This window comes from Streptomyces sp. NPDC005551, assembly GCF_042871785.1.
In the GTDB taxonomy this organism is placed as follows: Bacteria; Actinomycetota; Actinomycetes; order Streptomycetales; family Streptomycetaceae; genus Streptomyces.
In genome coordinates, this window is record NZ_JBIAJE010000005.1 from 506,790 (window position 1) to 532,601 (window position 25,812).

Sequence of the window (25,812 nt, forward strand, 5' to 3'; positions counted from 1 at the left end):
GACGGGAGCGGACTCGCGAGGTCAGGCGTCCCGGCGTCGTACGCTCCACGCTCCCGCGCACAGGGCGGCGGCCGTCCAGGCGGCGGTGACGGCGAGTCCGGTCCACGGTCCGAGGGCACCGTCCCAGGTCTCGTGCAGCACCACCTGGCCCGCCCTGTCCGGCAGATAGTCCGCGGCACCGCCCGACATGCCGCCGATCACGAAGGAGACGATCAGCAGGAACGGGATCAGGATGCTCAGCGTCGCCACCCCGCTGCGCAGCACGGCGGTGAGTCCGGCCGCCAACAGGGCCATGAGAGCCAGGTAGCCGCCGCATCCGACGACGCCGCGCAGCCCCTCGCCCCAGGTCACGCCGCTCCACCGGTTCCCGAGAACGGCGCTGCCCACGGCCAGGCCCGCACCTCCCGCGGCGAGCCCGGCTGCCAGCGCCGGTACGGCGACCGCCAGTGCCTTGGCCGCGAACCAGCGCAGCCGGTCCGGCACCGCGGTGAGCGAGACCCGCAGCGCACCGCCGCGGAACTCGGCCGAGACGGCCTGGGCGCCGAAGGCGATCGCCGCGATCTGCCCGAAGCTGACGCCGAACAGCGCCGAGAACAGCGGGTCGGACGCGCTGTCCGAGTCGTCCAGACCGGCGAGCGCGGAGAAGGCGGCCGTGACGAGAACGACGGCGAGCAGCACGCCGAGGAGCGAGCGCAGTGTACGGATCTTGATCCACTCCGCGCGGAGTACGGGGGTGAACGGCATGGTCAGTTCTCCAGGGACCGGCACGGCGGGGACGGGACGGCGGTGAACTCGGTCGCCGCGCCGGTGAGATCGAGGTAGGCCTGTTCCAAGGTGGCCTCCTCCGAGGCCAGTTCGAGGACCGGCACTCCGGCACCCGATGTGAGGTGCCCGATGTCCTCCACGCGCGCGTGCAGCACGGTCCAGCGTCCGTCCCCGCCCTCGACGGCCTCGTAGCCGTGCCGTGCGAGCAGGCCGCTCAGCGCCGGGCCGTCCGTGGTGCGCACCCGGACGCGCGGCTGCACGCGGGCGTGGACGAACTCCCGCAGCGGGGTGTCGGCGAGCAGGCGCCCGCGGCCGAGGACCACCAGGTGGTCGGCGAACGACGCCGTCTCGTTCATCAGGTGGCTGGAGACCAGGACGGTGCGGCCCTCGCGGGCGAGCCGGCGCAGCAACTCGCGGATCCACACGATCCCTTCGGGGTCCAGCCCGTTGGACGGCTCGTCGAGCAGCAGCACGGGCGGGTCCCCGAGGAGCGCGGCGGCGATACCCAGCCGCTGGCGCATGCCCAGGGAGTAGGTGCGCACCCGGCTCCGCGCGACCGAGGAGAGTCCCGTCTCCTCCAGTACGTCGTCCACGCGTCGCCCGGGGATCCGGTTGCTCGCGGCGAGCACCCGCAGATGGTCGCGCGCGGTGCGTGATCCGTGCGGGGCCCGCGCGTCGAGCAGGGCGCCGACGTGCCGCAGGGGCCGGTGCAGCGAGGCGTAGGCGCGTCCCGTGATCGTGGCGGTGCCGGACGTCGGCCGGTCCAGGCCGAGCACGAGCCGCATGGTGGTGGATTTCCCGGCGCCGTTGGGCCCGAGGAAGCCGGTGACCCGGCCGGGGAGCACTCGGAAGGTGAGGTGGTCCACGGCGCGCCCGGTGCCGTACTCCTTGGTGAGGTCCTGCACGTCGATGCTGGTCATGGTGCCAGCGTGGCCTTCTCGGCCCGCTCGGTCCTCCCCCGCCGGTGGGGACCGTCTCCCCCGCCCGGGGGAGGTCCGCTGTCGGTGCCGCCTGGCACGATGACGTCGTGGCCCGCCTTCTGCGCCCGCTGAGCCGCGGGACGACGTACACGCGTCTGCTGCACCTGTGGGTGCCGATGCTGTTCGTCAGCGTGTGGCTGTTCATCGACATGTCCAAACCGTGGGTGCCGGCCCTGCTGCTGATCCCGCTGGGGCTGGTCCCGGCCGTGCGCACGGGCGAGGGCGTGCAGGCGCGGTTGCTGCTGTCGCCGGGCGGGGAGGACGGCCGGGACGCTGCGGTCTCCGTCACCCGGTCGCTCACGTGGCGGGACCGGGTGCGGACCGTGCTGTGGCTGGAGGTGCGGATGGGCCTCGGCGCGGTGACGACGGCGGTCACCGTGTGGCTGCCGGTGCTCGTCGTCGACCTGCTCCGGGCCGCGTTCGGCCACGTGCCGGTCCACGATCCCCTCATGACGGTGTCGCAGCCGCACTGGGCCTACGTGCTGCTCGTCCCGCTGCCGCTGCTCGCCCTGTACGGGGCGGTGGTCGGTCTCGGCGAGCTGGTCACGTTCCTCGCGCGCCGGTTCCTCGGCCCCTCTCCCGCCGAGCGGCTCGCCGCCCTGGAGGAGCGCACCGAGCAGCTCCTGGAACGCACCCGTATCGCCCGTGAGCTGCACGACTCCATCGGGCACGCTCTGACGGTGGCCGTCGTGCAGGCGGGGGCGGCGCGGGCGGCCGGCGACCCGGAGTTCACCGACCGGGCCCTGGCCGCCATCGAGGACACCGGACGGGCCGCGCTGGAAGACCTCGAACGGGTCCTGGGCGTACTGCGCGAGGTGGAGCGCCCCGCGGGCGGCCGTCCCACGCTCGCTGATGCGGACCGGCTGCTGGAGTCCGCCCGCACGTCCGGCGCGAAGGTCGACGCCGAGGTGACGGGTCCGGTGGAGAGCGTGCCGGGGCCGGTCTCCCGCGAGGGGTACCGCATCCTGCAGGAGTCCCTCACGAACGTGCTCCGGCACGCGGGCGGTGTGCCGGTGAGGGTCCGGGTCGCGGTCGCGGACGGCACCCTCGGTCTTGAGGTGCGCAATCCGCTGACGGCCGCCGTCCCGGGGCCGGGGCGGGGCAGCGGGCTGCGCGGGATACGGGAGCGCGCGGCGCTGCTCGGCGGCCTCGCGCGGACGGGTCCGGACGAGGGCGAGTGGCAGGTGCGCGTGGAGCTCCCGCTGCGCTGATCTACGCTGGCCGGATGCCGGTGTCCGTACTGCTCGTCGACGACGAACCCCTCGTCCGCGCGGGCCTGCGCGCCGTCCTCCAGGCGCAGCCCGACATCGAGGTCGTCGGGGAGGCGGCCGACGGCGCCGCGGTGATCCCGCTGGTGCGGCGGCTGCGGCCCGACGTCGTCGCCATGGACGTGCGGATGCCGCTCCTGGACGGCATCGAGACCACCCGGGCGGTGCTGCGGACCGTCGCCGACCCGCCGAAGATCCTGGTCATCACCACGTTCGAGAACGACGAGTACGTCTACGAGGCACTGCGCGCCGGTGCCGACGGGTTCCTGCTGAAGCGGGCCCGCCCGGCCGAGATCGTGCACGCGGTGCGGCTCATCGCCGAGGGCGAGTCGCTGCTCTTCCCCGCTTCGGTCCGGCAGTTGGCCGCCGAGTACGGCGACGGGGACGGGAACCCCGCGGCGCGGGCGCTGCTGGACCGGGCCGCCCTGACCGGGCGGGAGGCGGAGGTGCTGCGCCTGATGACCCGGGGCCTGTCGAACGCGGAGATCGCCGGGCGGTTGACCGTCGGGACGGAGACGGTCAAGTCCCACGTCAGCGCCGTACTGGCCAAACTGGGCGCCAGAGACCGCACCCAGGCCGTCATCACGGCGTACGAGTCGGGGTTCGTGGCACCCGGCTGAAAGGGACCCGCCGGTCGACCTGGGGGTCCCGGCACTCGCCGGGGCCCGCCGCGCCGAGTACGATCCGGCCAACACGCGCACGAGCTGGGAGGAAAGACGTTGGGGCAGTTGACCGGCGGGGACCCCTCTCTGCTGCGAAGGATCAATTCCGCGGTCGTGCTGCACGCGCTGCGTGCCACGGACTGCGCGACGCTCACCGAGATCACCCGGGTGACCGGACTGTCCCGGCCCACGGTCGAGGGCGTCGTCGAGGGGCTGATCGAGGGCGGGCTGGTCGTCGAGAAGGCGGCCGACGACAGTGCCGCGCGGCGTCAGGGGCGGCCGGCGAGGCGGTTCAGGTTCCGGGCCGAGGCCGGGCACCTGCTGGGCCTGGAGATCGGCCCGCACCGGGTCGCCGCGCTCCTCGCCGACCTGGACGGCCGGGTACTGGGCGCCATCTCCAAGGACGTCGAGGAGACCGCTCCCGCGGACGAGCGGCTGGAGCGGCTGCGCGGCGCGGTGGCCGAACTGCTGCGCCGGGCGGGCGTCGCGCGCAGCTCCCTGCGGGCGGTGGGCGTGGGCAGCCCCGGAATCGTCGAGGCGGACGGCACCGTACGTCTCGGCACGGCGCTGCCGGAGTGGACGGGTCTGCGTCTCGGTGAGCGGCTGAGCCGCTCCTTCAAGTGCCCGGTGCTCGTCGAGAACGACGCGAACGCGGCGGCGGTCGCCGAGCACTGGAAGGGCTCGGCGACGGAGTCCGACGACATCGTGTTCGTGCTGGCCGGCCTGAGCCCGGGCGCCGGATCGCTGATCGGCGGGCGGCTGCACCGGGGCTACGGCGGCGCCGCCGGGGAGATCGGGGCGCTGCATCTGCTGGGCCGCGGGGCGACGCCCGAGACGCTGCTGTCGACGACGGACGAGCCGCTGCACCCCCTCGACGAGCAGGCCGTCGCCGATGTCTTCGCCCTCGCGCGCGAGGGCGATGCGCGGGCCCGTGCCGCCGTGGACCGGTACATCCAGCGGCTGGTCCACGACGTCGCCGCGCTCGTGCTGGCGCTCGATCCCGAGCTGGTCGTGATCGGCGGCTGGGCCGCCGGTCTGGACGGCGTACTGGAGCCGCTGCGAAGCGAGTTGGCCCGCTACTGTCTGCGGCCGCCGAAGGTGGCCCTGTCCCTGCTGGGCGAGGCGGCGGTCGCGACGGGGGCGCTGCGGCTGGCCCTCGACCATGTGGAGGAGCAGTTGTTCGCGGTGGAGGGGACGGTCACCGCACGTCGCTGACGCCCGCGGCGGACGTAAACGTCACGCCTCGTGGTGGACGGGAACGTCACGCCTCGCGGTGAACGGAAACGTCACGCCCTGCGGTGAACGGAAACGTCACGCCCCGCAGGCCGGGGCGTGACGTGTGCGGCTCGCGCGGCGGGGCCGTGTACGGGCGCCGGGTGCCGGTGGTTCAGGAGGCGCGGCGCTCCGGGTCGTGGTGGATCTCCACGCCGCCTGAGTCCCCGAAGGTCAGCCGGCAGGTGTCGGCGCGATAGGTAGCCAGCGAGACGGCCGCGGTGCGGCCCTCGGCGAAGAACCGCGTCGTGACGACGAGGACGGGTGCCCCGGGGAGGCGGTCGAGTTCCTTGGCGTCGTCCGCGCGGGCGGAGCCCAGCTCCACCGCGCGGTCCTGGCTCTCCAGCCCGAGGCGCTGGAGCTCGCGCAGCACGGCACGTGCGCGTGCCGGACCCGAGGGCGCGTCGATGGAGGTGAGGTCCGGCACCGAGGAGGCCGGCACGTAGAGCAGCTCGGCGGCGACCGGCTGCCCGTGCGTCACGCGTGACCGCCGCACCGTGTGCACGGCCTCGTCGCGGTCCGTCTCCAGCATGGCGGCCACCGGCGCGGGCGGCACGGCCAGCGCGCAGTCCGCGGGCTGCCAGGCGTCGCCGGAGCCGCCCGGCCAGGTGTGCTGTTCGGACCCGACGGCGACCCCCACGCGCGGTGGCGCGACGGTGGTGCCCACCCCGCGCCGGCGCTGGAGCCGGCCTTCCAGCTCGAGCTGTTCGAGGGCCTGACGCAGCGTGGCGCGCGCGACGCCGAAGCGGGCCGCGAGGTCACGCTCGTTGGGCAGGATCTCGCCCACCGAGAACTCGGAGTCGAGTGCCTCGCTGAGCACGGTCTTGAGATGCCAGTACTTAGGCTCCGGCACCGTTTCCAGCTGCGTGGTCCCCACCCTGTCCTCCGCAATCGCCGTGGCCCGGCGGCGTTTTAGCGCCCTTGTTTATTAAAGGTTCCTGCACTATCCCTGCGACCATAGGACGGGCCCCACCCTTGGTCAAGACCAATCCTCGATCCCTTACGGATTGCTCAGGTGCCGTGCCGCGAAGCGTTCATGAGGCGTTCGCGCCGGGTGACGCCGGTGACACGCGGATGAGGGCCGGGTTCCGGCCCCATGGACGAACCGGCGCACGACGCGGCGAAGCCCTCGTCGGCACGACGAGGGCCGCACGGGGGCTACCCGTCAGTAGCGGTTGCTGACAAGCTGTCTGTGACAGCGTCCGTCAGCGTGTCCCAGGCGAGGAGCAGCACTCATGTCCGCCACGGTCTCCTTCGACGTCCCCTCCCCGCACGGCCCGCGGTCCGTGAGCCTGTCCTACACGCGCATGGGCACCGGCGAACCGCTGCTCCTGCTGCACGGCATAGGCCACCACCGGCAGGCGTGGGACCCGGTCGTCCACATCCTGGCGGCGGAGCGTGACGTGATAGCCGTGGACCTCCCCGGGTTCGGCGAGTCCCCGGTGCTGCCCGACGGGCTCCCGCACGACCTCGCGACGATGAACTCCGCGCTGAGCGCGCTGTGCGCGGCCCTGGAGCTCGACCGCCCGCACGTGGCCGGCAACTCCCTGGGCGGGCTGCTGGCCCTCGGGCTGGGCCGCGACCGGGCCGTGCGGTCCGTCACGGCGCTGTCGCCCGCCGGGTTCTGGACCCGGGCCGAACGGCGGTACGCCTTCGGTGTGCTGACGGCGATGCGGCAGGCCGCCCGGCGCCTGCCGCTGCCCCTGGTGGAACGTCTCTCCCGCACCGCCGCCGGACGCACGGTGCTGACGAGCAGCATCTACGCGCGCCCGGGCCGCCGTTCACCGGAGGCGGTCGTCGCCGAGACGCTCGCGCTGGCCCGCGCCGAGGGCTTCACCGAGACCCTCAGGGCCGGCAGCGCCGTCCAGTTCACGGACGACGTACCGGACGTGCCCGTCACCGTCGCGTGGGGCACCCGGGACCGGCTGCTGGTCCGGCGCCAGGGCGTCCGCGCCAAGCAGATCATCCCCCGCGCCCGCCTGGTCCGCCTGCCCGGCTGCGGCCACGTCCCCATGAACGACGATCCTGCCCTGGTGGCGCGCGTCATCCTGGACGGCAGCCGCTGAGCGACGCCTCCGCGCGGTCAACGCCCCGGACCCCAGAGCGACTCCGGCACCTACGAGGGCACTGCCGACGCCCTGGGCGGCACCGTAGGACCCCGTGCCCACGAGCGGCGCGGTGCAGGCGGCGGCGACGGGGATGAGGCCGGAGAAGAGCGTGGCGCGCTCCGCGCCGATGCGCTGCATGCCCGTGTACCAGCAGACGAACCCGACGACCGTGACGACGACCGCCTGCCACAGCAGCGCGGCCGCCTCGGTGGGGTCCGGCACGCGCAGCCACCCGCCGCCGTCCGCGAGGACGCCGGCCGCCGCCGACTCGGCCGCGGCGATCCCGCAGACCGTCGCCGACAGCAGCCGGGGCCCGAGGGGCCGCAGCACCGGCACGGCGAGGACCGCGAAGCCGACCTCGCCGGCGAGCGCGCACCCGGAGAACGCGATGCCCGCGCCGTCCGTACGGCCCCACCCCTGCACCGTGAAGGCGCCGACCGCGACCAGCAACGCCCCGTACAGAACCAGGCGTTGGGGACGGCGACCCTCCAGGAGGGGGACGACGACGGCGACGACCACCGGGGCGCAGCCGACGAGGACCCCGGGGACCGCCGGTTCCGCGGTGCGTTCGGCGGCGATCACGGCGAGGTTGAAGCCGACCATGCCGACCGCCGCGAGCAGGGCGAGCCGCGCCCACTGACGCGGCCGGAGCAGGCGCAGCGGGGCCGCGCCGCCCCGGCCGACGAGAGGCAGGAGCAGCAGGCAGGCGAGGGCGTAGCGCAGGAACTGGCCGCCCGCGTACGGGTAGTGGCCCAGCACGCTGTTCGCGGTGAAGGAGCCTCCGACGAGGACGCAGGCGAGGGCGGCGAGGAGGGCCCCGCGGGTGGTGGTGACGTTCATACGGCGACGCTATGAGCGGCGGCGGCCCGGTTTAAGGTCCACTCCCATGACGTCATCGGGGACCAATCGTGAGGCGGGGACGGGCGCGGCACCGGGTGGGGAGTCGCCGTGGGCCACCGCCTGGGAGCTGCTGATGCCGGCCGCTTCGGCGCCCGCACGCACGCGTGGCCGCACCCTCCAGGCGGCGCTGCGGGAAGCGGTCCGCTCGGGACGGCTCACGCCGGGTACCAGGCTGCCGTCGAGCCGGGAACTCGCGGCCGACCTAGGTGTGTCGCGCGGGCTGGTCACCGAGGCGTACGAGCAGCTGACCGCGGAGGGCTACCTGCGCAGCGGCCGGGGTGCCGGGACCTGGGTGGGCGGCGCCGTGCGGGCGGCCCGCCCGCACGCGCGTGATCTCGCCCCGCGCTCCCCCGGCGCCCGCGCCGACTTCCTGCCCGGCACGCCGGACCTGTCGCTGTTCCCGCGGGCCGCCTGGGGGGCCGTGCAGCGCGGGGTGCTCGCCGACCTGCCCCACCACGCGCTCGGCTACCCCGACCCGCGGGGGCTCCCCCAGCTGCGGACCGCGCTCGCGGAGCTGCTGGCCCGGCGCCGGGGCGTGGTCGCCGATCCGGAACGGGTCGTCGTGGTCTCGGGGGTGGCGCAGGCGACGACACTCCTCGGGTTCGTGCTCCACGCGCGCGGGTTGCGCGCGGTCGGCGCGGAGGATCCCGGGAGCCCCGAGCACGGCACCCTGTACGCCTCGGCCGGGCTGCGCGCCGTCCCGCTCCCGCTGGACGGCGAGGGGCTGGCGACCGGCCCCCTGTACGAGTCGGGCGTGCGCGCGGTCGTCACGACGCCGGCCCACCAGTTCCCCACGGGCATCGCCTACTCCGCGCGGCGTCGTGCCGAGCTGCTCGACTGGGCCCGCGCGGTGGACGGCCTCGTGGTCGAGGACGACTACGACGGGGACTTCCGCTACGACCGTGCCCCGGTCGGCGCGCTCCAGGGACTGGACCCCGAGCGCGTCGCCTACACCGGGTCCGTCAGCAAGTCTCTGGCGCCCGGCCTCCGGCTCGGCTGGCTCCTCGTCCCCGCGTCCCTGGCGGAGGAGGTCGTCGAGCGCAAGCGGACCATGGATCTCGGCCACCCGGCGATCGACCAGGCGCTGCTGGCACGGTTCCTGGAGCGCGGCGACTACGACCGGCAGCTGCGACGCTGCCAGCGCGCGTACCGGGAGCGGCGCGACACGCTCGTGTCCGCCCTGGACGAGCACTTCCCCGGCACGAGGGTGTCCGGCATCGCCGCCGGTCTGCACGCCATCGCCGAACTCCCCGACCGGTACGGGCCCCCGGCCTCCTTCCTGCTCGAGGTGGCCGCCGCCGGGGTCGCGGTCCGCACCGTGGCGGACTACGGAACGGCGGCGGACGACGGCGTACGGCTGGTGCTGGGGTACGCGCATCTGGCACCGGCGCGGATCCGCGAGGGGGTGCGGGTGATGGCGGAGGCGGTGGGGGTGCGGTGACGGACCCGCACAAGGGGGTGCGGTCCGTGGGCGCACACCGGTTCCCCCACCGGTGCGGTCAGTTGTTCACTTGGGGTTTGCGCGTGCGCTGCGGCGCACCAGTAGTTGTGGCACTGCACACTGGCCGGAACCCGTCCCTGGAGGCGCATCCATGTCACACCCTCTGCTCCCCGGCCGTCGCGGCGTCCTGCGCGGCTCCCTCGCCGCCTCGGCGGCACTGGCCCTGCCCGCCGCGGCCGGCACCGCACCGGCGTTCGCCCTGTCCGGGCGGCCGAAGGCGGGCTGGGGCGTCCAGGCCGGCGACGTGAGCGCCGACTCCGGTCTGGTGTGGGTGCGTTCCGACCGCCCGGCCCGCATGATCGTCGAGACGTCGGCCACCGAGTCCTTCCGCAACCCCCGGAGATGGCGCGGCCCGCTGCTCGGCGCCGACACCGACTTCACCGGTACGACACGGCTGCGCGGACTGCTCCCGGGTGAGCAGATCCACTACCGCGTCCTGCTCGCCGACCCCGACGACCCGCGCCGCACCGGTGAGCCCGTACCCGGTACCTTCCGCACCGCGCCGGCCGGACGGCGCCACGGGGTGCGGTTCCTGTGGTCGGGCGACCTGGCCGGGCAGGGCTGGGGCATCAACCCGGACCGCGGGGGCTACCGGATCTACGACGCCATGGCCGCCCTGGACCCGGACTTCTTCCTGTGCAGCGGCGACAACATCTACGCCGACGGACCGATCTCGGCGACCGCGGCCCTGCCCGACGGAAGCGTCTGGCGCAACGTCACCACCGAGGAGAAGTCCAAGGTCGCCGAGACACTGGCGGAGTTCCGCGGCAACTTCCGCTACAACCTCCTGGACGACAACCTGAGGCGCTTCAACGCCCAGGTGCCGTCAATCGTCCAGTGGGACGACCACGAGGTGCGCAACAACTGGTACCCGGGTGAGGTGATCGCGGCGTCGGACACGCGGTACACCGAGAAGAGCGTCGACGTGCTGGCCGCCCGCGCGAGCCGCGCGTTCAGCGAGTACTTCCCGGTCTCCACCCTGCGGCCGGGCGCCCGTGAGGGCCGGGTGCACCGGGTGGTGCGCCACGGTCCGCTGCTCGACGTCTTCGTGCTGGACATGCGGACGTACCGCAACGCCAACTCCCCCGGTACCCAGACCACCGACCCGCAGGGCATCCTCGGCGCGGAGCAGCTGGCGTGGCTCAAGCGGGAACTGGCGCGGTCCCGCGCCGTGTGGAAGGTGATCGCCTCCGACATGCCGCTCGGCCTGGTCGTCCCGGACACCACCGAGGGCAGGAAGAACATCGAGGCGGTGGCCCAGGGCGACCCCGGGGCTCCCCTCGGACGCGAGCTGCAGATCGCGGAGCTGCTGCGCCACATCAAGCACCGCAGGATCACGGGCACGGTGTGGCTGACGGCCGACGTCCACCACACCTCGGCCCAGCACTACCGGCCGGAGCGGGCCGCCTTCACCGACTTCGAGCCGTTCTGGGAGTTCGTGTCCGGCCCCCTCAACGCCGGAGCGTTCCCGGCGACCGCGCTCGACGGCACCTTCGGTCCTGACCGGGTGTTCGTGAAGGCGCCCACCGCCTCGAACGTCTCGCCCGCCGGGGGTTACCAGTTCTTCGGCGAGGTCGACATCGACGGCGGCAGCGGCGAACTCACCGTACGGCTGCGCGAGCAGGACGGCACCGTGCTGTTCACGAAGGTCCTGCAGCCGGGCCGGGTCGGGCAGTGAGGCGTCGCTGATCCCGCGGTCCCGTACCCTCGAAGCGATGGGCAGCGCACCGGAGTCATCCCCCGGTGCGCCGCTCCGTTCGCCGCGCGTCATCGGCGTGCCGTTTTCACAACCACCGTCGGCACGGGGGTCATTGGCGGTGGTCGCCTCTACGGTTCTTCCATGACGCGATCTCCGCACGCCCCGGTCTCCGCCCGCGCGCCGACACCGGCCGTGCGCAGAGCGGGGGCCGGGAGACCGAGGATCGACGGGGGTGTGCGATGAGTTCACTGATGGAGGCCGTACGGGCCGGGCGGACGGCCGAGGTCGTCAGCCTTCTCGACGGGATGACCGACGCCGAACGCAGGGCATGCCTCCCGGGCCTGAGACAGCTCCGCAAGGATCTGGGAGCGGCGCCCTGGAACGCGGAGTCCCGCCGTGCCCAGCCCGCGCTGCACGCGGCCGGAGCGGCCTGCCAGCCCGGGGCCGCGGCGGCGGCCGGCTGGCTCGTGGGAGCCGATCCGCGCTGGTCACAGGCGTCACCCGGCCTCCTTCTCGACGTACTCGGGGACCGGGACCCCGCCTGGCTCGCCGATGTGACGCACCGGCTCGCCCGGCGCCCGCCGTCCTCCGGTGTGCCGTACGCGCTGATGGCCGGGCTCGTGCGGCTCTCCGGGTGTGCCGCTCCGACGACCGACGCCTACGTCCAGGGCTGGATGGAACACCTCGGACACGTCTGGCAGCGCGGGGACACCGTCCTCGACCGGCTGCGGAGGGATCCTCATCTGACGGAGCTGGTGGCCGCCCTCTTCACCACCGACGACATCGGCTCCCGGGTGGAGTGGCAGTACGGGGAGGGACCCGACAGCTGGACGGTGGCGCTGGCCCGGCTCGGCGAGGAGGGTGTCCTGGACCGCCGGACCATGGTCGACGCGTGTGTCACCCGGCTGCTGCGCGGCGCCTCGTCCGCCGACCACCGGGTGTTTCTGCGGCTGTTGGTCTCGTTGGATCTCACGCCGGACGAGCGGCGGGAGCGCACCGCCGACTGGATCGCCCTGGTCCGTGACGCGCCGTCCGCGGTGGCCTCGTACGCCCAGACGATGCTCGGGACGCTCGCGCTCGACGGCGAGCTGACCGCCCGCCGGCTCTCGGAGATGTCGGGCGGGGTGCTGCCGCGCGGGGAGAAGAAGCTGGTGCGGACCCAGCTGATCCTGCTGCACAAGGTCATCAGACGCGATCCGTCCACGGTGCCCGAGCTGCTGCCCGCGGTGGCTCCGGCGTTCGCGCACCACGACTCGGCGGTGCAGGAGCGGGCGCTCAAGCTCGTGGAGCGGCACTTCGACCGGCTGGAGGACTCCGCCGCACGGTCCGAACTGGTGAGGGCGGCGGACCGGTTGGCGCCCGGGCTGCGTGCGCGTGCGGCACGGCTCCTGCGGACGGACCCCGGGGGCGAAAGGGAGTCCCACGTACTCCTCGCGTCCGGCTGACAACGGCCCGGGGCGTCACCCGGCCGGAGTCCGGAGGCGCTGCAATCGTAGAAACTGGAACAAAAGGAACAGAGGACACTTTACCGATCGGTCACAATGCGTTCGCGATCACGCAACACCATTCCTTCACAGTGGCTGCATGACTCCAGACCTTTCTGACGTGACGCGTGCGAAGCACGGTCGTCCTGTGCACCACTGGCGACGGGACCTCGTCGAACTCGCCGCCCTGTTCACCGCCGTGGCGGTGGCGGACGCCGTGGCCAACCTGATCGGGCACAACCCCGGCGGCCCCGCCCTGCTGGCGATCTCGGCCGTCGTCCTGGTCGCCACGGCCGGATTCCACATCTGGTGGGCACGACGCCACGGTCATGCGCCGCCGACGGGCGATACCGGCGCCCGGCCGGCCGCCGCGGGGCGGCCGGCCGGGCGCGACGGGCGGACGGTTCCGTCGTCGTCGGCACCCGGGGCCGCCTCGGGGGCCACCGTCCTGTGGCGGATGCGGACCACGGTGCAGGACGCACCCGGCTCGCTGGCCGCTCTGTGCACCGCCATGGCGGCGCACGAGGTGGACATCCTGAGCCTGCAGACCCATCCGCTGACCGAGGGCACCGTGGACGAGTTCCTGCTGCGGGCCCCCGCCGGTCTGGCCGCCGCCGAACTCACCCGGGCCGTCGCGCGGGCGGGCGGCACCGGCACCTGGATCGAGCGGGCCGACGCCCACGATCTGGTGGACGCTCCGACCCGGGTCCTGGGGCTGGCCACCCGGACCGCGCTGGACGCCGCGGAACTACCGCTCGCGCTGCGGCAGTTGCTCGGCCGCTGCACCATCCGCTCGCTGCCCGCCAGGTCCCCGGGCTCCGGCCGTGCGGTCGAGGCCGCACCCGTCGAGGGCGCGCTGGAGGACACGGTGATGCGCCTGCGCGCACCGGAGGGCGGGGTGATCACGGTGGAGCGGCCGTATCTGCCGTTCACGCCGACCGAGTTCGCGCGGGCGCGGGCCCTGGTGGAGCTGGACGCCCGGCTCGGACCGAGGATCCCGCGCGCCCAGGACGTCCTGACCCTGCCCGAGGGCAACGCCATCACCGTGCGCCGGGCCGACGCCGCCGACCACGAGGCCGCGAAGGCCATGCACGAGCGGTGCTCGCCGCGCACGCTGAGCATGCGCTACCACGGTCCCGTGAGTGACGCGGACCGCTACCTGAACCACCTGCTCAGCCCCCGTTTCGGGCGCACGCTGACCGTGCAGACCGCGTCGGGGCGCATCGTCGGTCTCGGCCACCTCCTGTGGGACGGCGACGAGACGGAGGTCGCCCTGCTCGTCGAGGACGAGTGGCAGCGGCGGGGTATCGGCGGTGAACTCCTCGGCCGCCTGGTGGCGATGGCGGCCGAGGCGGGGTGCGCGAGCGTGTACGCCGTGACGCAGGCCTCCAACACGGGCATGGTCGCCGCGATGCGGGCCCTGGATCTTCCCCTCGACTACCAGATCGAGGAGGGCACCCTCGTCATCACCGCCCGGCTGGAGGCGGCCTCGGCCGCGCCGCCGGCCCACGGGCAGCCGCGGGGCAGGGCCGGCGAGCCGGCCGCGCGGGACTGACGGCGGGGCGGGCGCCCCGCCGCCCCTGACGCACGCGTACGCACCGGCCCGGCACATCCCGCCGGGCCGGTCCCCGTCCGGCCGCGCCGCTCGTACCCGTGTCGTACTCGCGCCCCGCGCCGCGTCATCGCCTCACGCCCCCCCGCGTCACCGCTTCCCGTCCCGCCGCCGGGGCCCGCAGGACCGTCCGCGCTCCCAGGGCCCCGTCCAGGTCGGCCCACAGGTCCTCCACGTCCTCCAGCCCCACCGAGAGGCGCAGCAACTGGTCGCTGACGCCCGCCCCGTGGCGGTCCGCCGGAGCGACGATGCGGTGGCTGATGGACGCGGGGTGCTGGATGAGGGTGTCCACGCTGCCGAGGCTGACGGCGGGGGTGACGAGCCGGACGGCCGCGATGACCTCGTGCGGGTCGCCGAGGACCTCGAAGGCGACCATGGCACCGCCGATGCGCGGGTAGTGCACGCGGGCGACCCGCGGATCGGCGGCGAGACGGCGGGCGAGTTCCGCGGCGTTCGCGGAGGCCGCCGCGACCCGCACCGGGAGGGTGGACAGGCCCCGCAGCAGCAGGTAGCCGGCGAGCGGGTGGAGGACCCCGCCCGTCGCGAACCGCACCTGTCGCAGCTGTCGCGCGAACTCCTCGTCGCAGGCCACCACGCCGGCCATGACGTCGCCGTGACCGCCGAGGTACTTGGTCGCGCTGTGCAGGACGAGACGGGCGCCCTGTTCCGCCGGCCGTTGCAGCACCGGGGTGGCGAAGGTGTTGTCCGCGAGCAGCGGCACCGAGCCGCAGGCGTGGGCGACGGCTCTCAGGTCGATCTCGGCGAGCGTCGGGTTGGCCGGGGACTCGACCATGACCAGTCCCGTATCGGGGCGCAGCGCGTCCGCGATGCCCGCCGGGTCGACCCAGGTCACCTCGGAACCGAGCAGCCCCGCGGTCAGCAGGTGGTCGCTGCAGCCGTACAGCGGGCGGACGGCCACCACGTGGCGCAGCCCCAGGGCGTTGCGCACGAGCAGTACCGCGGTCAGTGCCGCCATGCCGCTGGCGAAGGCGACCGCGCTCCCGGTGCCTTCGAGGCGGGCGAGGGCGGTCTCGAAGCGGGCGACCGTCGGGTTGCCGAGCCGCCCGTAGACCGGCGGTCCCTCCGGCTCGGCGCCGTCCGCGGCGAACGCGTCGATGCGGGCGGCCTCGCCGCGGCTGTCGTACGAGGGGTAGGTGGTGGACAGGTCGATCGGCGGGGCGTGGAGTCCCTGCCGTGCGAGGTCGTCGCGTCCGGCGTGCACGGCCTCGGTGGCCAGCTTGCGGGGCGCGGGGCGGGAAGCGGGGACGCGATACGCGTTCGGGGTGCCGGAGTCCATGTCCGCAGCCTGAACACCGAGCGGGTCCACGGCGGCGAACCCCGTGCTACGTTCGGGCCATGGCCGAAACCGTCGTACTGGATCCGGTGGATCTTCATCTGCTGCGGCTGTTGCAGAACGACGCACGGACCACGTACCGGGATCTCGCCGCACAGATCGGTGTCGCCGCGTCGACGTGCCTGGACCGGGTGACCCGGCTGCGCCGCGCGGGTGTCATCCTCGGCCACCAGCTGCGGCTGGATCCGGCGAAGCTGGGACGCGGCCTGGAAGCGCTGCTGTCCGTGCAGGTCAGGCCGCACCGGAGGGAGCTGGTGGGCCCGTTCGTGGACCGGATCCGTGCGCTGCCGGAGTCCCGGACGGTCTTCCATCTCACCGGTCCCGACGACTACCTGGTGCATGTGGCGGTCTCGGACATGGCAGATCTGCAGCGCCTGGTCATCGACGAGTTCACCTCGCGCCGCGAAGTGGCCCGCGTGGAGACCCGGTTGATCTTCCAGCAGTGGGACTGCGGCCCGCTGCTGCCGCCGCAGCGCGACGCGCCCGCGACCACATCGGCGCATGCGGCACAAGGGGCCACGCCCTCAGCGGAATCGGGCTGACGCGGACGGTGTCCTCGTACGAGGATTGTCCGCATGTCAGACACCAAGAGCCCGCTGCCCCGCGAACTCGCCGACGCCTATGTCGACGAGCTCATCGCCCTCGACCCGGTCACCGGCACCTACCTCGGCGACAAGGCAAGTTCGACCCGGCTGCCGGACTCCTCGCCCGCCGGTCAGGAGGCCGTGGCGGAGCTGGCCCGCAGAACGCTGGCAAGGCTGGAGGAGGCCGAACGGCAGCCGGGCGCGGACCGTGGCATCGAGCGCCGCTGTGCCCGTCTGCTGCGTGAGCGTCTGACCGCGGAACTCGCCGTGCACGACGCCGACGAGGGCCTGCGCCTGGTGAGCAATCTGCACTCCCCCGCGCACTCGGTGCGGGAGGTCTTCTCCCTCATGCCCACGGAGACGGACGAGGACTGGGCCGACGTCGCCGAGCGGCTGCGCGCGGTGCCCGCCGCGCTCGAGGGGTACCGCGAGTCCCTCGCCCTCGGCCTGGAGCGCAAGCTCTACGGAGGTCCGCGCCCGACCGCCACCTTCATCACGCAGCTCACCGAGTGGTCCGACCCGGGCGGGCAGGGCCGCGGGTGGTTCGAGGACTTCGTGGCGGCCGGTCCCGACGCCCTGCGCACGGACCTGGACACGGCCGCCCGCACCGCGACGGCGGCGCTGGTGTCCCTGCGGGACTGGATGCGCGACGTGTACGCGCCCGCGATCGAGGGCGCGCCCGACACGGTGGGCCGCGAGCGGTACGCCCGCTGGTCGCGGTACTACAACGGCACGGACCTCGACCTCGACGAGGCGTACGCGTACGGCTGGTCCGAGTACCACCGGCTGCTCGGCGAGATGAAGCGGGAGGCCGAGAAGGTCCTGCCGGGCGCGGCGACCCCGTGGGTGGCGCTCGCGCACCTCGACGAGCACGGGACGCACATCGAGGGTGTGGACGAGGTCCGCGACTGGCTGCAGGGCCTGATGGACGAGGCGATCGACGCCCTCGACGGCACCCACTTCGAACTCGCCGAGCGGGTGCGCAGGGTGGAGTCCCGTATCGCACCGCCGGGTGGCGCGGCGGCCCCGTACTACACGGCGCCGTCCGAGGACTTCTCGCGCCCCGGACGTACGTGGCTGCCCACCATGAGCCAGACCCGCTTCCCCGTGTACGACCTGGTCTCCACCTGGTACCACGAGGGGGTCCCCGGCCATCACCTGCAGCTCGCCCAGTGGGCGCACGTCGCCGAGGACCTCTCCCGCTACCAGGCCACCGTCGGCGGGGTGAGCGCCAACTGCGAGGGCTGGGCGCTGTACGCGGAGCGGCTGATGGACGAGCTGGGCTTCCTCACGGACGCCGAGCGGCGGCTGGGCTACCTCGACGCGCAGATGATGCGCGCGGCCCGGGTCATCGTGGACATCGGCATGCACCTGGAGCTGGAGATCCCGGCCGACTCGCCCTTCCACCCGGGTGAGCGCTGGACTCCCGTGCTGGCCGAGGAGTTCTTCGGCGCGCACAGCAGCCGCCCGGCGGATTTCGTGGAGAGTGAGCTCACCCGCTACCTGTCCATCCCCGGTCAGGCCATCGGCTACAAGCTCGGCGAGCGGGCCTGGCTGCTGGGCCGGGAGAACGCGCGGAAGCGGCACGGCGCCGCCTTCGACGCCAAGGCCTGGCACATGGCCGCGCTCTCCCAGGGGTCCCTGGGGCTGGACGACCTGGTGGACGAACTGTCCCGGCTGTGACCGGTCCTCGCCCGCGGCGGTCCGGCCCGCGCCACGGCGCGAGCCGGACCTCCCGGCCCCTCCCGCCCCGACCGGTCCGGTCGGTTCAGGTCGCCGGCCGGCGCAGCCGGACGAGCCGAGCCACGTCTCGGGGCCCGGGTTCCACGTAGGCGGCCGATGAACCCCTCGACATCGCACGCCCGGTCGTAGTCGGACGACGGGTCGTCGCCGTCGGCCCCCGACCAGAACGGCAGCACCACCTCGGGAACCGCTGTGAGCGGCCCGCCGCCCGACTCGACCCACTCCACCGCACCCGGTTCCGCGCAACGCGCCATGGGCAGAAAGTACCGGCCGGGTTCCGGGCGGGTTCTCCCGCTCGCCCGCTCCGTCTGAAATCCGCTGTTCCGCCCCCGGGGCGGCGGACTCAGCAGCCGCAGTCCTCGGAGTCGACCGGCGCGGTCAGCGCGTCGGCGGCACGCCGCCGGGACCCCTCCCAGGTCTCGTACGCGAAGCCCTCGCGCACCCAGTACTCGAACCCGCCGAGCATCTCCTTGACCTGGAAGCCGAGTTCGGCGAGCGCCAGGGCCGCACGGGTCGCGCCGTTGCAGCCGGGGCCCCAGCAGTACGTGACGACCGGCACCGACCTGTCGAGGAGCCGTCCGGCCTGCTCGGGGACGAGCGCGGTGGGCAGGTGCACGGCGCCGGGCACGTGTCCCTGGTCCCAGGACGCGGTGGACCGTGAGTCGAGGACGACGAAACCGGGGTCGCCGCCGGCCGCGAGAGCGGAGGCGACGTCGGACACGTCGGCGTGGAAGGCGAGGCTCGCGGCGAAGTGGGCGGCGGCAGCGGCCGGGGTCGCGGGGGCGACCCGCAGGACGGGGTTCGCGGCGTTCGCGGTGCCGGCACGGGCGGTCGCGTTCATGGTGGGGCCTTCCTCCCGGTCCCGCCGCACCGGCGCTCTCTCCGCGCCGGCCGTACGGGACGTCATGTCCGGAAACCTACGGTTCGTGACGCGGTCGCTGAAGTGGCGATCCACGGCATGCCCCTTGATCGACCGGGGATTTCCCTGTTGTCTCTCGGACATGACCGCGTATTCCCCGGACGCCACCGACTGGCGCATCCTCGACGTCCTGCAGCGTGAGGGGCGGGCCAGTTTCGCCGAACTGGCCCGTGCCGTCTCCATGTCCGCGAGCGCGGTCACCGAACGGGTGCGCCGGCTGGAGGAGGCGGGCGTCATCCAGGGGTACGCGGCCGTCGTCGATCCGGAGCGTCTCGGCCTGTCGATCCTCGCCTTCGTCCGGCTCCGCTATCCGAACGGCAACTACAAGCCCTTCCACGACCTCGTCTCGGTGACACCCGAGATCCTGGAGGCGCACCACGTCACGGGCGACGACTGCTTCGTCATCAAGGTCGCGGCACGCTCGATGAGCCACCTGGAGGAGGTCTCGGGCAGGATCGGCGCCCTGGGCTCGGTGACGACCAGCGTCGTCTACTCCTCGCCGCTGCCCCGGCGCCCGCTGGGCCGCTGAGCGCGGCGGGCGCGAACGGGTCCCGCGACGGGGCCCTCAGCCCGCGCCGCGCTGCCGGACGACCGATCCCGTCCGCCCCTTCACGATCTCCAGCTGGGCGTGGATCCGCCGCCGCAAATCTGCGACATGGCTGACGATGCCGACGCTGCGGTCGCGTTCCCGCAGGGAGTCCAGCACGTCGAGGACCTCGTCGAGGGTCTGGTCGTCCAGGCTGCCGAAACCCTCGTCGATGAAGAGGGTGTCGAGCCGCACGCCGCCCGCCTCGTCCGTCACGACGTCCGCGAGGCCGAGCGCCAGCGCGAGGGAGGCGAAGAACGTCTCGCCCCCGGAGAGCGTGGCCGTGTCCCGCTCACGGCCGGTCCAGGCGTCGACGACATGCAGACCGAGCCCGCTGCGGCCCCGGCCGGAACGGTCGTCGGAGTGGACCAGGGTGTAGCGCCCGGAGGACATCCGCTGGAGCCGCGCGGTCGCCGCGGCGGCGACCTGTTCCAGGCGGGCGGCGAGCACGTAGGACTCCAGGCGCATCTTGCGCTCGTTGTCGGCGGAGGTGCCCGCGGCGAGCCCGGCCAGCCGGGCCACCCGGTCGTACTCCGCACGCAGGGGACCGAGGCGGCGCACGCCCGCGGCCGCGCGCGCGGACAGCCGGTCGAGTTCGGCGCAGCGCCGTGCCGCCGCGTCCTGCGCCGAGACGGCGTCCTGGAGCCGCCGGGCCGCGGTCTCGGCGGCCCGTTCGGCGGCCCGCAGGTCGACGGGCGTCTGCTGGGCGGCGGCCGAGGTGTCCGCCTCGGCGAGCACCGCGCGCACCGCCGTCTCGTCGTGCTGCCAGGCGTCCAGGCGGCGTTGCAGCTCGCGGTGGGCCGTGTCGTCCAGGAGCGCGGCGGCCGCGGCCTGCGGGGTGTCGAATCCGGCGCGGAAGGCCGCGTCGGCGAGCCGGGCGTCCGCCGCCTTGAGCCGCTGGGCGGCCTCTTCGGCGCCGCGCGCCGCGTCCGCCGCGTCGCTGAGCCGCGCGGCCTGCCGCTCCAGCTGCGCCGACCGCGCGGCGACACTGTCGGCGTCACCTCTGACGTGCGCCAACTCCTCTTCCAGGGCGGACCTTTCGCGGTCCAGCGCGTCCCGGCGAGCTGCCCGGGACGCGGCCCGCACCTCGGCCTCCCGCTGGGCCGCGACCCTGCGCTCGTGCTCCCGCTCGGCCTGCGCGAGCGCTTCACGCGAGGCGTGCAGGCCGGACGCGGCAGCGCGCGCCTCGGTGTGCAGTCGCTCCAGCTCGTCCATGTCGTCGGCGAGTTGTCCGGTGGGCGTGTCGCCCGCCTCGGCGGTGGCGGCGGCCAGCGCCTCGCGTACGAGGCCGAGCCGCCGTTCGTCCTCGGCGCGCTGCCCGTCGGCGTGCTGGTAGGCGGCGAGCGCCCGCTCCTCGGCCTCCCGGTCCACGTGCCCGTCGGTCTTCTGTGCGGGCGCGGGGTGTTCGGTGGCTCCGCAGACGGCGCAGGGGGCGCCGTCCGTCAGGTGCGCGGCCAGCTCGGCGGCGATGTTGTTCAGTCGCTGCTCCTTGAGGTCCAGCCAGTGGGCGCGGGCCTCCGTGGCCCGCTCGCGGGAGGCGAGCGCCTGTTCCTGGGCGTCGTCCGTGTCACGGGCGAACCGGTCGCGCCGGCGGGCCGCGTCGAGCCGCCTGCGGGCCGGCTCGCGCTGGACGGCCAGCTGCTCGGCACGGGTGGCGGCGTCCTGGGCGTGCTCGATGTCCGCCTGACGGGCGGCCCGGGTGGCGTCCCAGCCGGCCAGCCAGCTCGCGGCGTCCTGGAGGACGTCCTCGTCGGCACGCTCCTGCCGGTCCAGGGTGTCGCGCTCCGCGACGAGTCCCGCCAGCCGCTGCTCGGCGCGGCGCGCCGACTCCAGACCGCCGAGCTCCTCGGCCGCCTTGCGCGCTGCGACGGCGAGCCCGGCGGCGCCGGCCCCGGCGAACGTCTCGGGGAGCAGCTCACGGGCGCGTGCCTCCCGCGCGGCGGCGCGCCGGTGCTCGGCCTCGGTGCTGTCGCGCAGGTCGAGCGCGGGGGCCACCGCCTCCGCCTTGCGGCCCCGCTCCATGCGCGCCCGCGCCTGGCGGTACGCGTCGGCGTGCTCCTCCAGGCGCGCGGCCCGCTCGCGGGCGTCGGCGAACCGGCGCTGTAGCCGGGCGACTTCGCGCACGTCGTCCAGCTCCCGCTCGGCCGAGTCGTGCGCGGCCGCCGCGGCCGTCCGGGCCGAGTGGGCGACGGTGAGCCGCTCACGGGCCGTGCTGCGGGCGACGGCGGCCCACGTCAGGACGGCCTCGGCGAGTCCGGGGTCCCCCGGCGCGAGGTCGGGCAGGGCCTCGGCGTCACCCGCCGCCTGGTGCATGCGATGCGCGTCGGCGAGCAACTCGGTGTCGGCGGCGCGCACCTGCGCCTCGGCGGTCCGGCGCCGCTCGGCGAGGCGCTTCTCCACCTCGGCGAAGCGCTGGGTGTCGAAGAGGCGGCCGAGGAGCTTCCCGCGGGCTTCGGCGTCGGCCCGCAGGAAGCGCGCGAAGTCGCCCTGGGGCAGCAGGACGACCTGGCAGAACTGCTCGCGGCTCATGCCGAGCAGTTGGGTGATCTCCTCACCGATCTCCTGGTGCGAGCGGCTGAGGTCCTTCCAGGCGGCCGCCGCGGCGTCGTACTCGCGCAGCCAGCTCTGGGCCTTGTCGGTGGTCGTGCCCGAGCCGCGTTTCTTGGGGCGCGCCCAGGGCGGCTGCCGGGTGATCTCCAGCCGGCGTCCGGCGACGGTGAGTTCGAGGCGGATCGCGGTGCGGGTGCCGGGGGCCGCGTGGTCGCTGCGCAGGGTCAGGCCCTGGCCGCTCTGGCGGGCCCCGGGCACGGCGCCGTAGAGCGCGTAGCAGACGGCGTCGAGGACGGACGTCTTGCCGGCGCCGGTCGGCCCGTGCAGCAGGAAGAGTCCCGCCGCCGACAGCTCGTCGAAGTCGACGTGCTGTTCGCCGCCGAAGGGGCCGAAGGCGGTGATGTCGAGGCGGTGCAGTCTCATCGGGGGGTTCCCTCCGCGTGCGCCCGGGCAGGCGCGGGCGGGCTTTCGCCGCCGTCCTGTCCGCCCGGCGTCGCCCGCCTCGCCCTGCCGTGCGTCCGGTCCGGTGCCACCGGGGACCCTTTCCTGGTCGGCCGGTGCCGGGTCACCGGGCGACCTCGCGGACGCTCTCGTCGGCGCGGACCGCGTCGAAGGCGTCGCGCAGCACGGACCGCTCGCTCGGGTCGGGTCCTGCGCCGCGCACGTGCGCCACGAAGTCCTCGGCGATCTCCTGCTCGCTGCGGCCGGCGAGCCGCCGGGCGTACGACACCTCGGGATCCTCGGGGGCCCGCTCCGGGTCGAAGGCCAGGCTGAGCGTGTGCGGGAAGCGTTCGGTCAGCCGGGCCATGGGGTCGGCGGGGCGCACCGGGTCGGTGAGCGTCGCCTCGACCCACGCGTCCTCGTGGCGGGCCAGCGCGGGGTCGGCCAGCAGGTCCTCCAGGTGTCCCCGGAGCCGGGCGAGCGCGCGGGGCACCGGGCAGTCGACGCGCTCCGTGCCGAGGGCGCCCCCGGGGCCGAGGTCCACCAGCCACATGCTCTTGCGGTGGTCGGCCTCGGAGAAGGAGTACGGCAGCGGGGAGCCCGAGTAGCGCACGCGCTCGGTGATCGTCTGGCTGCCGTGCAGGTGGCCGAGCGCCACGTAGTCCACGCCGTCGAAGACGCCGGCGGGCACGGCGGCGACCCCGCCGACGGTGATGTCCCGCTCGCTGTCGCTGGCCCGGCCGCCGGTGACGAAGGCGTGCGCGAGGACGACGGAACGGGTGCCCGGCGCGCGGGCGGCCAGGTCGGCGCGGACCCGGTCCATGGCGGCGGCGAGCACCGCCTCGTGCCCCGCCCTGTCGACGCCGAAGTGGTCCTTCACCAGGGCGGGCTCGAGGTAGGGCAGGCCGTAGAAGGCCACGTCACCGTGCGCGTCGGTGAGGACGACCGGCGTCCCGCACGCCGCGGCGTCGGTCCGCAGGTGGATGCCCGCGCGGCCGATGAGTCCCGCGCCGACGCCGAGACGGCGCGCCGAGTCGTGGTTCCCGGAGATCATCACCGTCGGCACGCCGAGGCCGGCGAGCCGGTGCAGGACGTCGTCGAAGAGCTCGACGGCGGCCAGCGGCGGCACCGCGCGGTCGTACACGTCACCCGACACGACCACCGCGTCGACGCCGCGCTCGCGCACGGTCGTGACGAGGTGACCGACGAACTCGGCCTGGGCACCGAGCATGTTCACCCGGTGGAACGCCCGGCCGAGATGCCAGTCGGAAGTGTGCAGGAGCCTCATGATTCCCGAGACTAACGGGCGGGTCGGACAGCACGGACGGCTACTCCCGTATCGGCCCGTTATGCGTCTCCATATGCCTCTCCGCCCAGTTCGAACCGAGCTGTCCCCGCCGTGACGTCGGCCAGCCAGGACCGGAAGGCGTCCACGTCGGCGTCCGGCAGCCCGATCCCGATGGTGACCGCCTCGCCGTAGGTCACCTCGCGCACCGAGCGGCCGGTGGACCGCAGGTCGTTCTGCACCTTGCCCGCGCGCTGGTGGTCGACCGTCACGGTCGCCAGCCGGAACCGCCTGCGGGTGAGCGTGCCGACCGCGTCCAGCGCCTCGCCCACGGCACCGCCGTACGCCCTGATGAGTCCGCCCGCGCCCAGCTTGACCCCGCCGTAGTAGCGGGTGACGACCGCGACGACGTACCGCATGTCCCGGCGGAGCAGCATCTGGAGCATGGGGACGCCCGCGGTGCCGCCCGGTTCGCCGTCGTCGCTCGCCTTCTGCACGGCCGCGTCGGCTCCGACGACGTACGCGTAGCAATTGTGGGCGGCGTCGGCATGCTCCTTGCGGACGCGGGCGACGAAGTCCTGGGCCTCCTGCTCGGTGGCGGCGGGGGCGAGCGCACAGAGGAAGCGTGAGCGGTTGACCTCGGTCTCGTGCACGCCCGCGCGGGCCACTGTGCGGTACTCGTCCTGCATCCGGCCAGCGTATGCGCTGCCCGTACCTCCGGATCACCGCCGGGTCCCGGATCACCGCCGGGCTCCGGAGCGGCCCGGGTCAGTGTCCCTTCTCGTCCCCGGGCCCGCCTCGCGGCACGGTCAGGTCCGTGAGCAGTGCCGTGCCGGGGGCGAGGTCCCGCCAGCCGTCTCCGTGCCACGCGAGGACCGCGACGGCCGAGGTCGGGAACTTCTCCCGCACCTCCTCCACCGTGTCGTCGAGCCCGTCCCCGGCGAGGGTGAGCACCAGTTCCGCGAGCGCCGGGTTGTGCCCGATCAGCAGCAGCGTCCCGACCGGGTCGGGGACTTCACGCACGGCCGCCAGCAGGTCCGCCCAGCCGGCCCCGTACAGCCGTGGGTCGTGCCGTACGGAGGGCGGGGTGCCCCACTGCGCGGCGACCAGGTCCCAGGTCTGCCGGGCGCGTACGGCCGTGGAGCACAGCACGAGATCGGGGAGGCAGTCCGCCGCGGCGAGCGCTCGTCCGGCGGCCGGGGCGTCGCGGCGCCCCCGCGGGCCGAGCGGCCGCTCGTGGTCGGGCACGCCCTCGGGCCAGGCGGACTTGGCGTGCCGCAGCACGACGAGCCGGCGCAGCGGCCCCGGGCCGGTGCGCGCGTTCATCCCAAGGTTCCGATGTCCCGGGTGAGTTCGAGGCCGAGGAGCCGGTCCGCGTAGGCGTACGTCTCGAAGCGGGCGCCGTCCGGCAGGCCGTCGGCGCGCTCCACGCGGTGCAGTACCTCCAGTACGGCGGGCACGTCGAGGTCGTCCTCCCAGGCCGTCCGCAGCTGCCGCTTCACGTCCTCGGGGACGGGTCTGGAGGGGCGGGTGGCCCACCTGGCGACCGCTGCGCGCCACCGGGTCAGCAATTCCCCGGCGCGGGCCGCCGTGTCGTCGTCGACGTCGACGACGTCCCGGCGCGGGCGGGCGAGGAGGGCCAGGCGCAGCACCCCGGGCTCGGCGGTGCCGTGCGCCGGGGCGACTTCGACGTGGATGCCGTCCACCGTGCCGGGCCGGCCGTCCGCAGCGGTGGCGTGCGTCCGGAGGACGTGGACGGTCCGGCCGCCCGGTGCGGTGGGGGCCTCGGCCGGCCGGATGCCGAGTTCGAGGGCGCGGGCGCGCAGTTCGGCGGGCGGATCGGCGACGGTGACGACGGGGGTCCCGCCGATCTCCAGTGCCCTGGCCAGCACGTCGGCCACGAGCAGGACGCGCAGGGACGAGGTGTCGGACCGCGTCGCATGCGCCTGGACGCGGGTCAGGCCCCGGGGGGCGGCGAAGGCGTCCGTGGACTCGCCGGTTCGGGCATCGGTGATTCGCAGCACGGGGTGAGCGTAGGCGGGGTGCGGCGCGGGCGCGGGGAGGCGGGCGCCTTTCCGGACAGGCCGCGCGCCGGAAGC

The 25,812-nt window shown here is 74.5% G+C and carries 21 protein-coding genes and 2 pseudogenes; 11 read left to right on the top strand and 12 right to left on the bottom strand.

Annotated elements, in window-relative coordinates:
- Positions 1 to 21: 21 nt before the first annotated feature.
- Both ACFYP4_RS17615 and ACFYP4_RS17620 read right to left on the bottom strand, forming a co-directional pair.
- Positions 22 to 744 carry an ABC transporter permease gene (locus ACFYP4_RS17615; protein ID WP_388786134.1) on the bottom strand — a complete coding sequence of 241 codons (723 nt, stop codon included), beginning with the start codon at positions 742 to 744 and terminating at the stop codon, positions 22 to 24.
- A gap of 2 nt (positions 745 to 746) precedes the next feature.
- Positions 747 to 1,685: an ATP-binding cassette domain-containing protein gene (locus ACFYP4_RS17620; protein ID WP_388786136.1), complete on the bottom strand. Its 939-nt coding sequence runs from the start codon at positions 1,683 to 1,685 to the stop codon at positions 747 to 749.
- Between the two features lie 107 nt (positions 1,686 to 1,792).
- Here ACFYP4_RS17620 and ACFYP4_RS17625 point away from each other — a divergent pair, with 107 nt between their 5' ends.
- The 3 genes from ACFYP4_RS17625 (at position 1,793) to ACFYP4_RS17635 (ending at position 4,890) form a co-directional block, all read left to right on the top strand.
- Positions 1,793 to 2,956, top strand: a complete 1,164-nt coding sequence (locus ACFYP4_RS17625; protein ID WP_388786138.1) for a sensor histidine kinase — start codon at positions 1,793 to 1,795, stop codon at positions 2,954 to 2,956.
- 14 nt (positions 2,957 to 2,970) lie between these two features.
- Positions 2,971 to 3,633, top strand: coding sequence for a response regulator transcription factor (locus ACFYP4_RS17630; RefSeq protein WP_358853791.1), 663 nt, complete (start codon positions 2,971 to 2,973; stop codon positions 3,631 to 3,633).
- 99 nt (positions 3,634 to 3,732) lie between these two features.
- Positions 3,733 to 4,890: an ROK family transcriptional regulator gene (locus ACFYP4_RS17635; RefSeq protein WP_358853792.1), complete on the top strand. Its 1,158-nt coding sequence runs from the start codon at positions 3,733 to 3,735 to the stop codon at positions 4,888 to 4,890.
- 172 nt (positions 4,891 to 5,062) lie between these two features.
- Here ACFYP4_RS17635 and ACFYP4_RS17640 read toward each other — a convergent pair whose 3' ends face one another.
- Entirely contained in the window at positions 5,063 to 5,824 is a 762-nt protein-coding gene (locus tag ACFYP4_RS17640; protein ID WP_358853793.1) for a GntR family transcriptional regulator, read from the bottom strand.
- A gap of 358 nt (positions 5,825 to 6,182) precedes the next feature.
- Here ACFYP4_RS17640 and ACFYP4_RS17645 point away from each other — a divergent pair, with 358 nt between their 5' ends.
- A complete protein-coding gene (locus ACFYP4_RS17645; protein ID WP_388786141.1) occupies positions 6,183 to 7,013 on the top strand; it encodes an alpha/beta fold hydrolase in 831 nt (276 codons plus the stop codon).
- A 93-nt stretch (positions 7,014 to 7,106) separates the two neighbouring features.
- Here the strand turns inward: ACFYP4_RS17645 and ACFYP4_RS17650 are convergent.
- Positions 7,107 to 7,895, bottom strand: a pseudogene (locus tag ACFYP4_RS17650) (EamA family transporter); the annotation flags it as partial.
- A gap of 46 nt (positions 7,896 to 7,941) precedes the next feature.
- Between ACFYP4_RS17650 and ACFYP4_RS17655 the strand changes: the two are divergent.
- From ACFYP4_RS17655 to ACFYP4_RS17670, 4 genes are all read left to right on the top strand, one after another.
- A complete protein-coding gene (locus ACFYP4_RS17655; RefSeq protein ID WP_388786143.1) occupies positions 7,942 to 9,396 on the top strand; it encodes a PLP-dependent aminotransferase family protein in 1,455 nt (484 codons plus the stop codon).
- 151 nt (positions 9,397 to 9,547) lie between these two features.
- Complete coding sequence (locus ACFYP4_RS17660) at positions 9,548 to 11,134, top strand: alkaline phosphatase D family protein (RefSeq protein ID WP_388786145.1); 1,587 nt, start codon at positions 9,548 to 9,550, stop codon at positions 11,132 to 11,134.
- Between the two features lie 260 nt (positions 11,135 to 11,394).
- Positions 11,395 to 12,600, top strand: a complete 1,206-nt coding sequence (locus ACFYP4_RS17665; protein ID WP_388786147.1) for a DUF6493 family protein — start codon at positions 11,395 to 11,397, stop codon at positions 12,598 to 12,600.
- A 139-nt stretch (positions 12,601 to 12,739) separates the two neighbouring features.
- Positions 12,740 to 14,194, top strand: coding sequence for a GNAT family N-acetyltransferase (locus ACFYP4_RS17670; RefSeq protein WP_388786149.1), 1,455 nt, complete (start codon positions 12,740 to 12,742; stop codon positions 14,192 to 14,194).
- 124 nt (positions 14,195 to 14,318) lie between these two features.
- Here the strand turns inward: ACFYP4_RS17670 and ACFYP4_RS17675 are convergent, their stop codons facing one another.
- The gene (locus ACFYP4_RS17675; RefSeq protein ID WP_388786151.1) at positions 14,319 to 15,548 is read right to left on the bottom strand and encodes a trans-sulfuration enzyme family protein; all 1,230 of its coding nucleotides are present in this window, start codon (positions 15,546 to 15,548) and stop codon (positions 14,319 to 14,321) included.
- A gap of 59 nt (positions 15,549 to 15,607) precedes the next feature.
- Between ACFYP4_RS17675 and ACFYP4_RS17680 the strand changes: the two genes are divergently transcribed.
- A complete protein-coding gene (locus ACFYP4_RS17680) occupies positions 15,608 to 16,147 on the top strand; it encodes an Lrp/AsnC family transcriptional regulator (protein WP_358852833.1) in 540 nt (179 codons plus the stop codon).
- A 33-nt stretch (positions 16,148 to 16,180) separates the two neighbouring features.
- A complete protein-coding gene (locus ACFYP4_RS17685; protein WP_388786153.1) occupies positions 16,181 to 17,872 on the top strand; it encodes a DUF885 domain-containing protein in 1,692 nt (563 codons plus the stop codon).
- A 146-nt stretch (positions 17,873 to 18,018) separates the two neighbouring features.
- Here ACFYP4_RS17685 and ACFYP4_RS17690 read toward each other — a convergent pair.
- Together ACFYP4_RS17690 and ACFYP4_RS17695 are read right to left on the bottom strand one after the other, a co-directional pair.
- Positions 18,019 to 18,186, bottom strand: a pseudogene (locus tag ACFYP4_RS17690) (Imm21 family immunity protein); the annotation flags it as partial.
- Between the two features lie 89 nt (positions 18,187 to 18,275).
- Positions 18,276 to 18,773 carry a rhodanese-like domain-containing protein gene (locus ACFYP4_RS17695; protein WP_388786249.1) on the bottom strand — a complete coding sequence of 166 codons (498 nt, stop codon included), beginning with the start codon at positions 18,771 to 18,773 and terminating at the stop codon, positions 18,276 to 18,278.
- 160 nt (positions 18,774 to 18,933) lie between these two features.
- On the opposite strand from ACFYP4_RS17695, the gene ACFYP4_RS17700 reads away from it, so the two are divergent.
- A complete protein-coding gene (locus tag ACFYP4_RS17700; RefSeq protein ID WP_358852831.1) occupies positions 18,934 to 19,380 on the top strand; it encodes an Lrp/AsnC family transcriptional regulator in 447 nt (148 codons plus the stop codon).
- 36 nt (positions 19,381 to 19,416) lie between these two features.
- On the opposite strand, the gene ACFYP4_RS17705 is transcribed toward ACFYP4_RS17700, so the two are convergent.
- From ACFYP4_RS17705 to ACFYP4_RS17725, 5 genes are all read right to left on the bottom strand, one after another.
- Entirely contained in the window at positions 19,417 to 22,410 is a 2,994-nt protein-coding gene (locus tag ACFYP4_RS17705) for an AAA family ATPase (protein ID WP_388786156.1), read from the bottom strand.
- A gap of 142 nt (positions 22,411 to 22,552) precedes the next feature.
- Positions 22,553 to 23,716: an exonuclease SbcCD subunit D gene (locus tag ACFYP4_RS17710; RefSeq protein ID WP_388786158.1), complete on the bottom strand. Its 1,164-nt coding sequence runs from the start codon at positions 23,714 to 23,716 to the stop codon at positions 22,553 to 22,555.
- 59 nt (positions 23,717 to 23,775) lie between these two features.
- Positions 23,776 to 24,402 carry a YigZ family protein gene (locus tag ACFYP4_RS17715; protein WP_388786160.1) on the bottom strand — a complete coding sequence of 209 codons (627 nt, stop codon included), beginning with the start codon at positions 24,400 to 24,402 and terminating at the stop codon, positions 23,776 to 23,778.
- 79 nt (positions 24,403 to 24,481) lie between these two features.
- Entirely contained in the window at positions 24,482 to 25,039 is a 558-nt protein-coding gene (locus tag ACFYP4_RS17720; RefSeq protein WP_358852827.1) for a histidine phosphatase family protein, read from the bottom strand.
- A complete protein-coding gene (locus tag ACFYP4_RS17725) occupies positions 25,036 to 25,737 on the bottom strand; it encodes a hypothetical protein (protein WP_388786162.1) in 702 nt (233 codons plus the stop codon). The genes ACFYP4_RS17720 and ACFYP4_RS17725 overlap by 4 nt, the downstream gene beginning before the upstream one ends.
- Positions 25,738 to 25,812 lie beyond the last annotated feature (75 nt).

Excerpts from the sequence above, each read along its gene's own strand:
- ACFYP4_RS17615 (WP_388786134.1), bottom strand. The coding sequence starts at position 744 with ATGCCGTTCACCCCCGTACTCCGCGCGGAGTGGATCAAGATCCGTACA.
- ACFYP4_RS17620 (WP_388786136.1), bottom strand. The coding sequence starts at position 1,685 with ATGACCAGCATCGACGTGCAGGACCTCACCAAGGAGTACGGCACCGGG.
- ACFYP4_RS17630 (WP_358853791.1), top strand. The coding sequence starts at position 2,971 with ATGCCGGTGTCCGTACTGCTCGTCGACGACGAACCCCTCGTCCGCGCG.
- ACFYP4_RS17645 (WP_388786141.1), top strand. The coding sequence starts at position 6,183 with ATGTCCGCCACGGTCTCCTTCGACGTCCCCTCCCCGCACGGCCCGCGG.
- ACFYP4_RS17655 (WP_388786143.1), top strand. The coding sequence starts at position 7,942 with ATGACGTCATCGGGGACCAATCGTGAGGCGGGGACGGGCGCGGCACCG.
- ACFYP4_RS17660 (WP_388786145.1), top strand. The coding sequence starts at position 9,548 with ATGTCACACCCTCTGCTCCCCGGCCGTCGCGGCGTCCTGCGCGGCTCC.
- ACFYP4_RS17665 (WP_388786147.1), top strand. The coding sequence starts at position 11,395 with ATGAGTTCACTGATGGAGGCCGTACGGGCCGGGCGGACGGCCGAGGTC.
- ACFYP4_RS17670 (WP_388786149.1), top strand. The coding sequence starts at position 12,740 with ATGACTCCAGACCTTTCTGACGTGACGCGTGCGAAGCACGGTCGTCCT.
- ACFYP4_RS17675 (WP_388786151.1), bottom strand. The coding sequence starts at position 15,548 with ATGGACTCCGGCACCCCGAACGCGTATCGCGTCCCCGCTTCCCGCCCC.
- ACFYP4_RS17680 (WP_358852833.1), top strand. The coding sequence starts at position 15,608 with ATGGCCGAAACCGTCGTACTGGATCCGGTGGATCTTCATCTGCTGCGG.
- ACFYP4_RS17685 (WP_388786153.1), top strand. The coding sequence starts at position 16,181 with ATGTCAGACACCAAGAGCCCGCTGCCCCGCGAACTCGCCGACGCCTAT.
- ACFYP4_RS17695 (WP_388786249.1), bottom strand. The coding sequence starts at position 18,773 with ATGAACGCGACCGCCCGTGCCGGCACCGCGAACGCCGCGAACCCCGTC.
- ACFYP4_RS17700 (WP_358852831.1), top strand. The coding sequence starts at position 18,934 with ATGACCGCGTATTCCCCGGACGCCACCGACTGGCGCATCCTCGACGTC.
- ACFYP4_RS17705 (WP_388786156.1), bottom strand. The coding sequence starts at position 22,410 with ATGAGACTGCACCGCCTCGACATCACCGCCTTCGGCCCCTTCGGCGGC.
- ACFYP4_RS17710 (WP_388786158.1), bottom strand. The coding sequence starts at position 23,716 with ATGAGGCTCCTGCACACTTCCGACTGGCATCTCGGCCGGGCGTTCCAC.
- ACFYP4_RS17715 (WP_388786160.1), bottom strand. The coding sequence starts at position 24,402 with ATGCAGGACGAGTACCGCACAGTGGCCCGCGCGGGCGTGCACGAGACC.
- ACFYP4_RS17720 (WP_358852827.1), bottom strand. The coding sequence starts at position 25,039 with ATGAACGCGCGCACCGGCCCGGGGCCGCTGCGCCGGCTCGTCGTGCTG.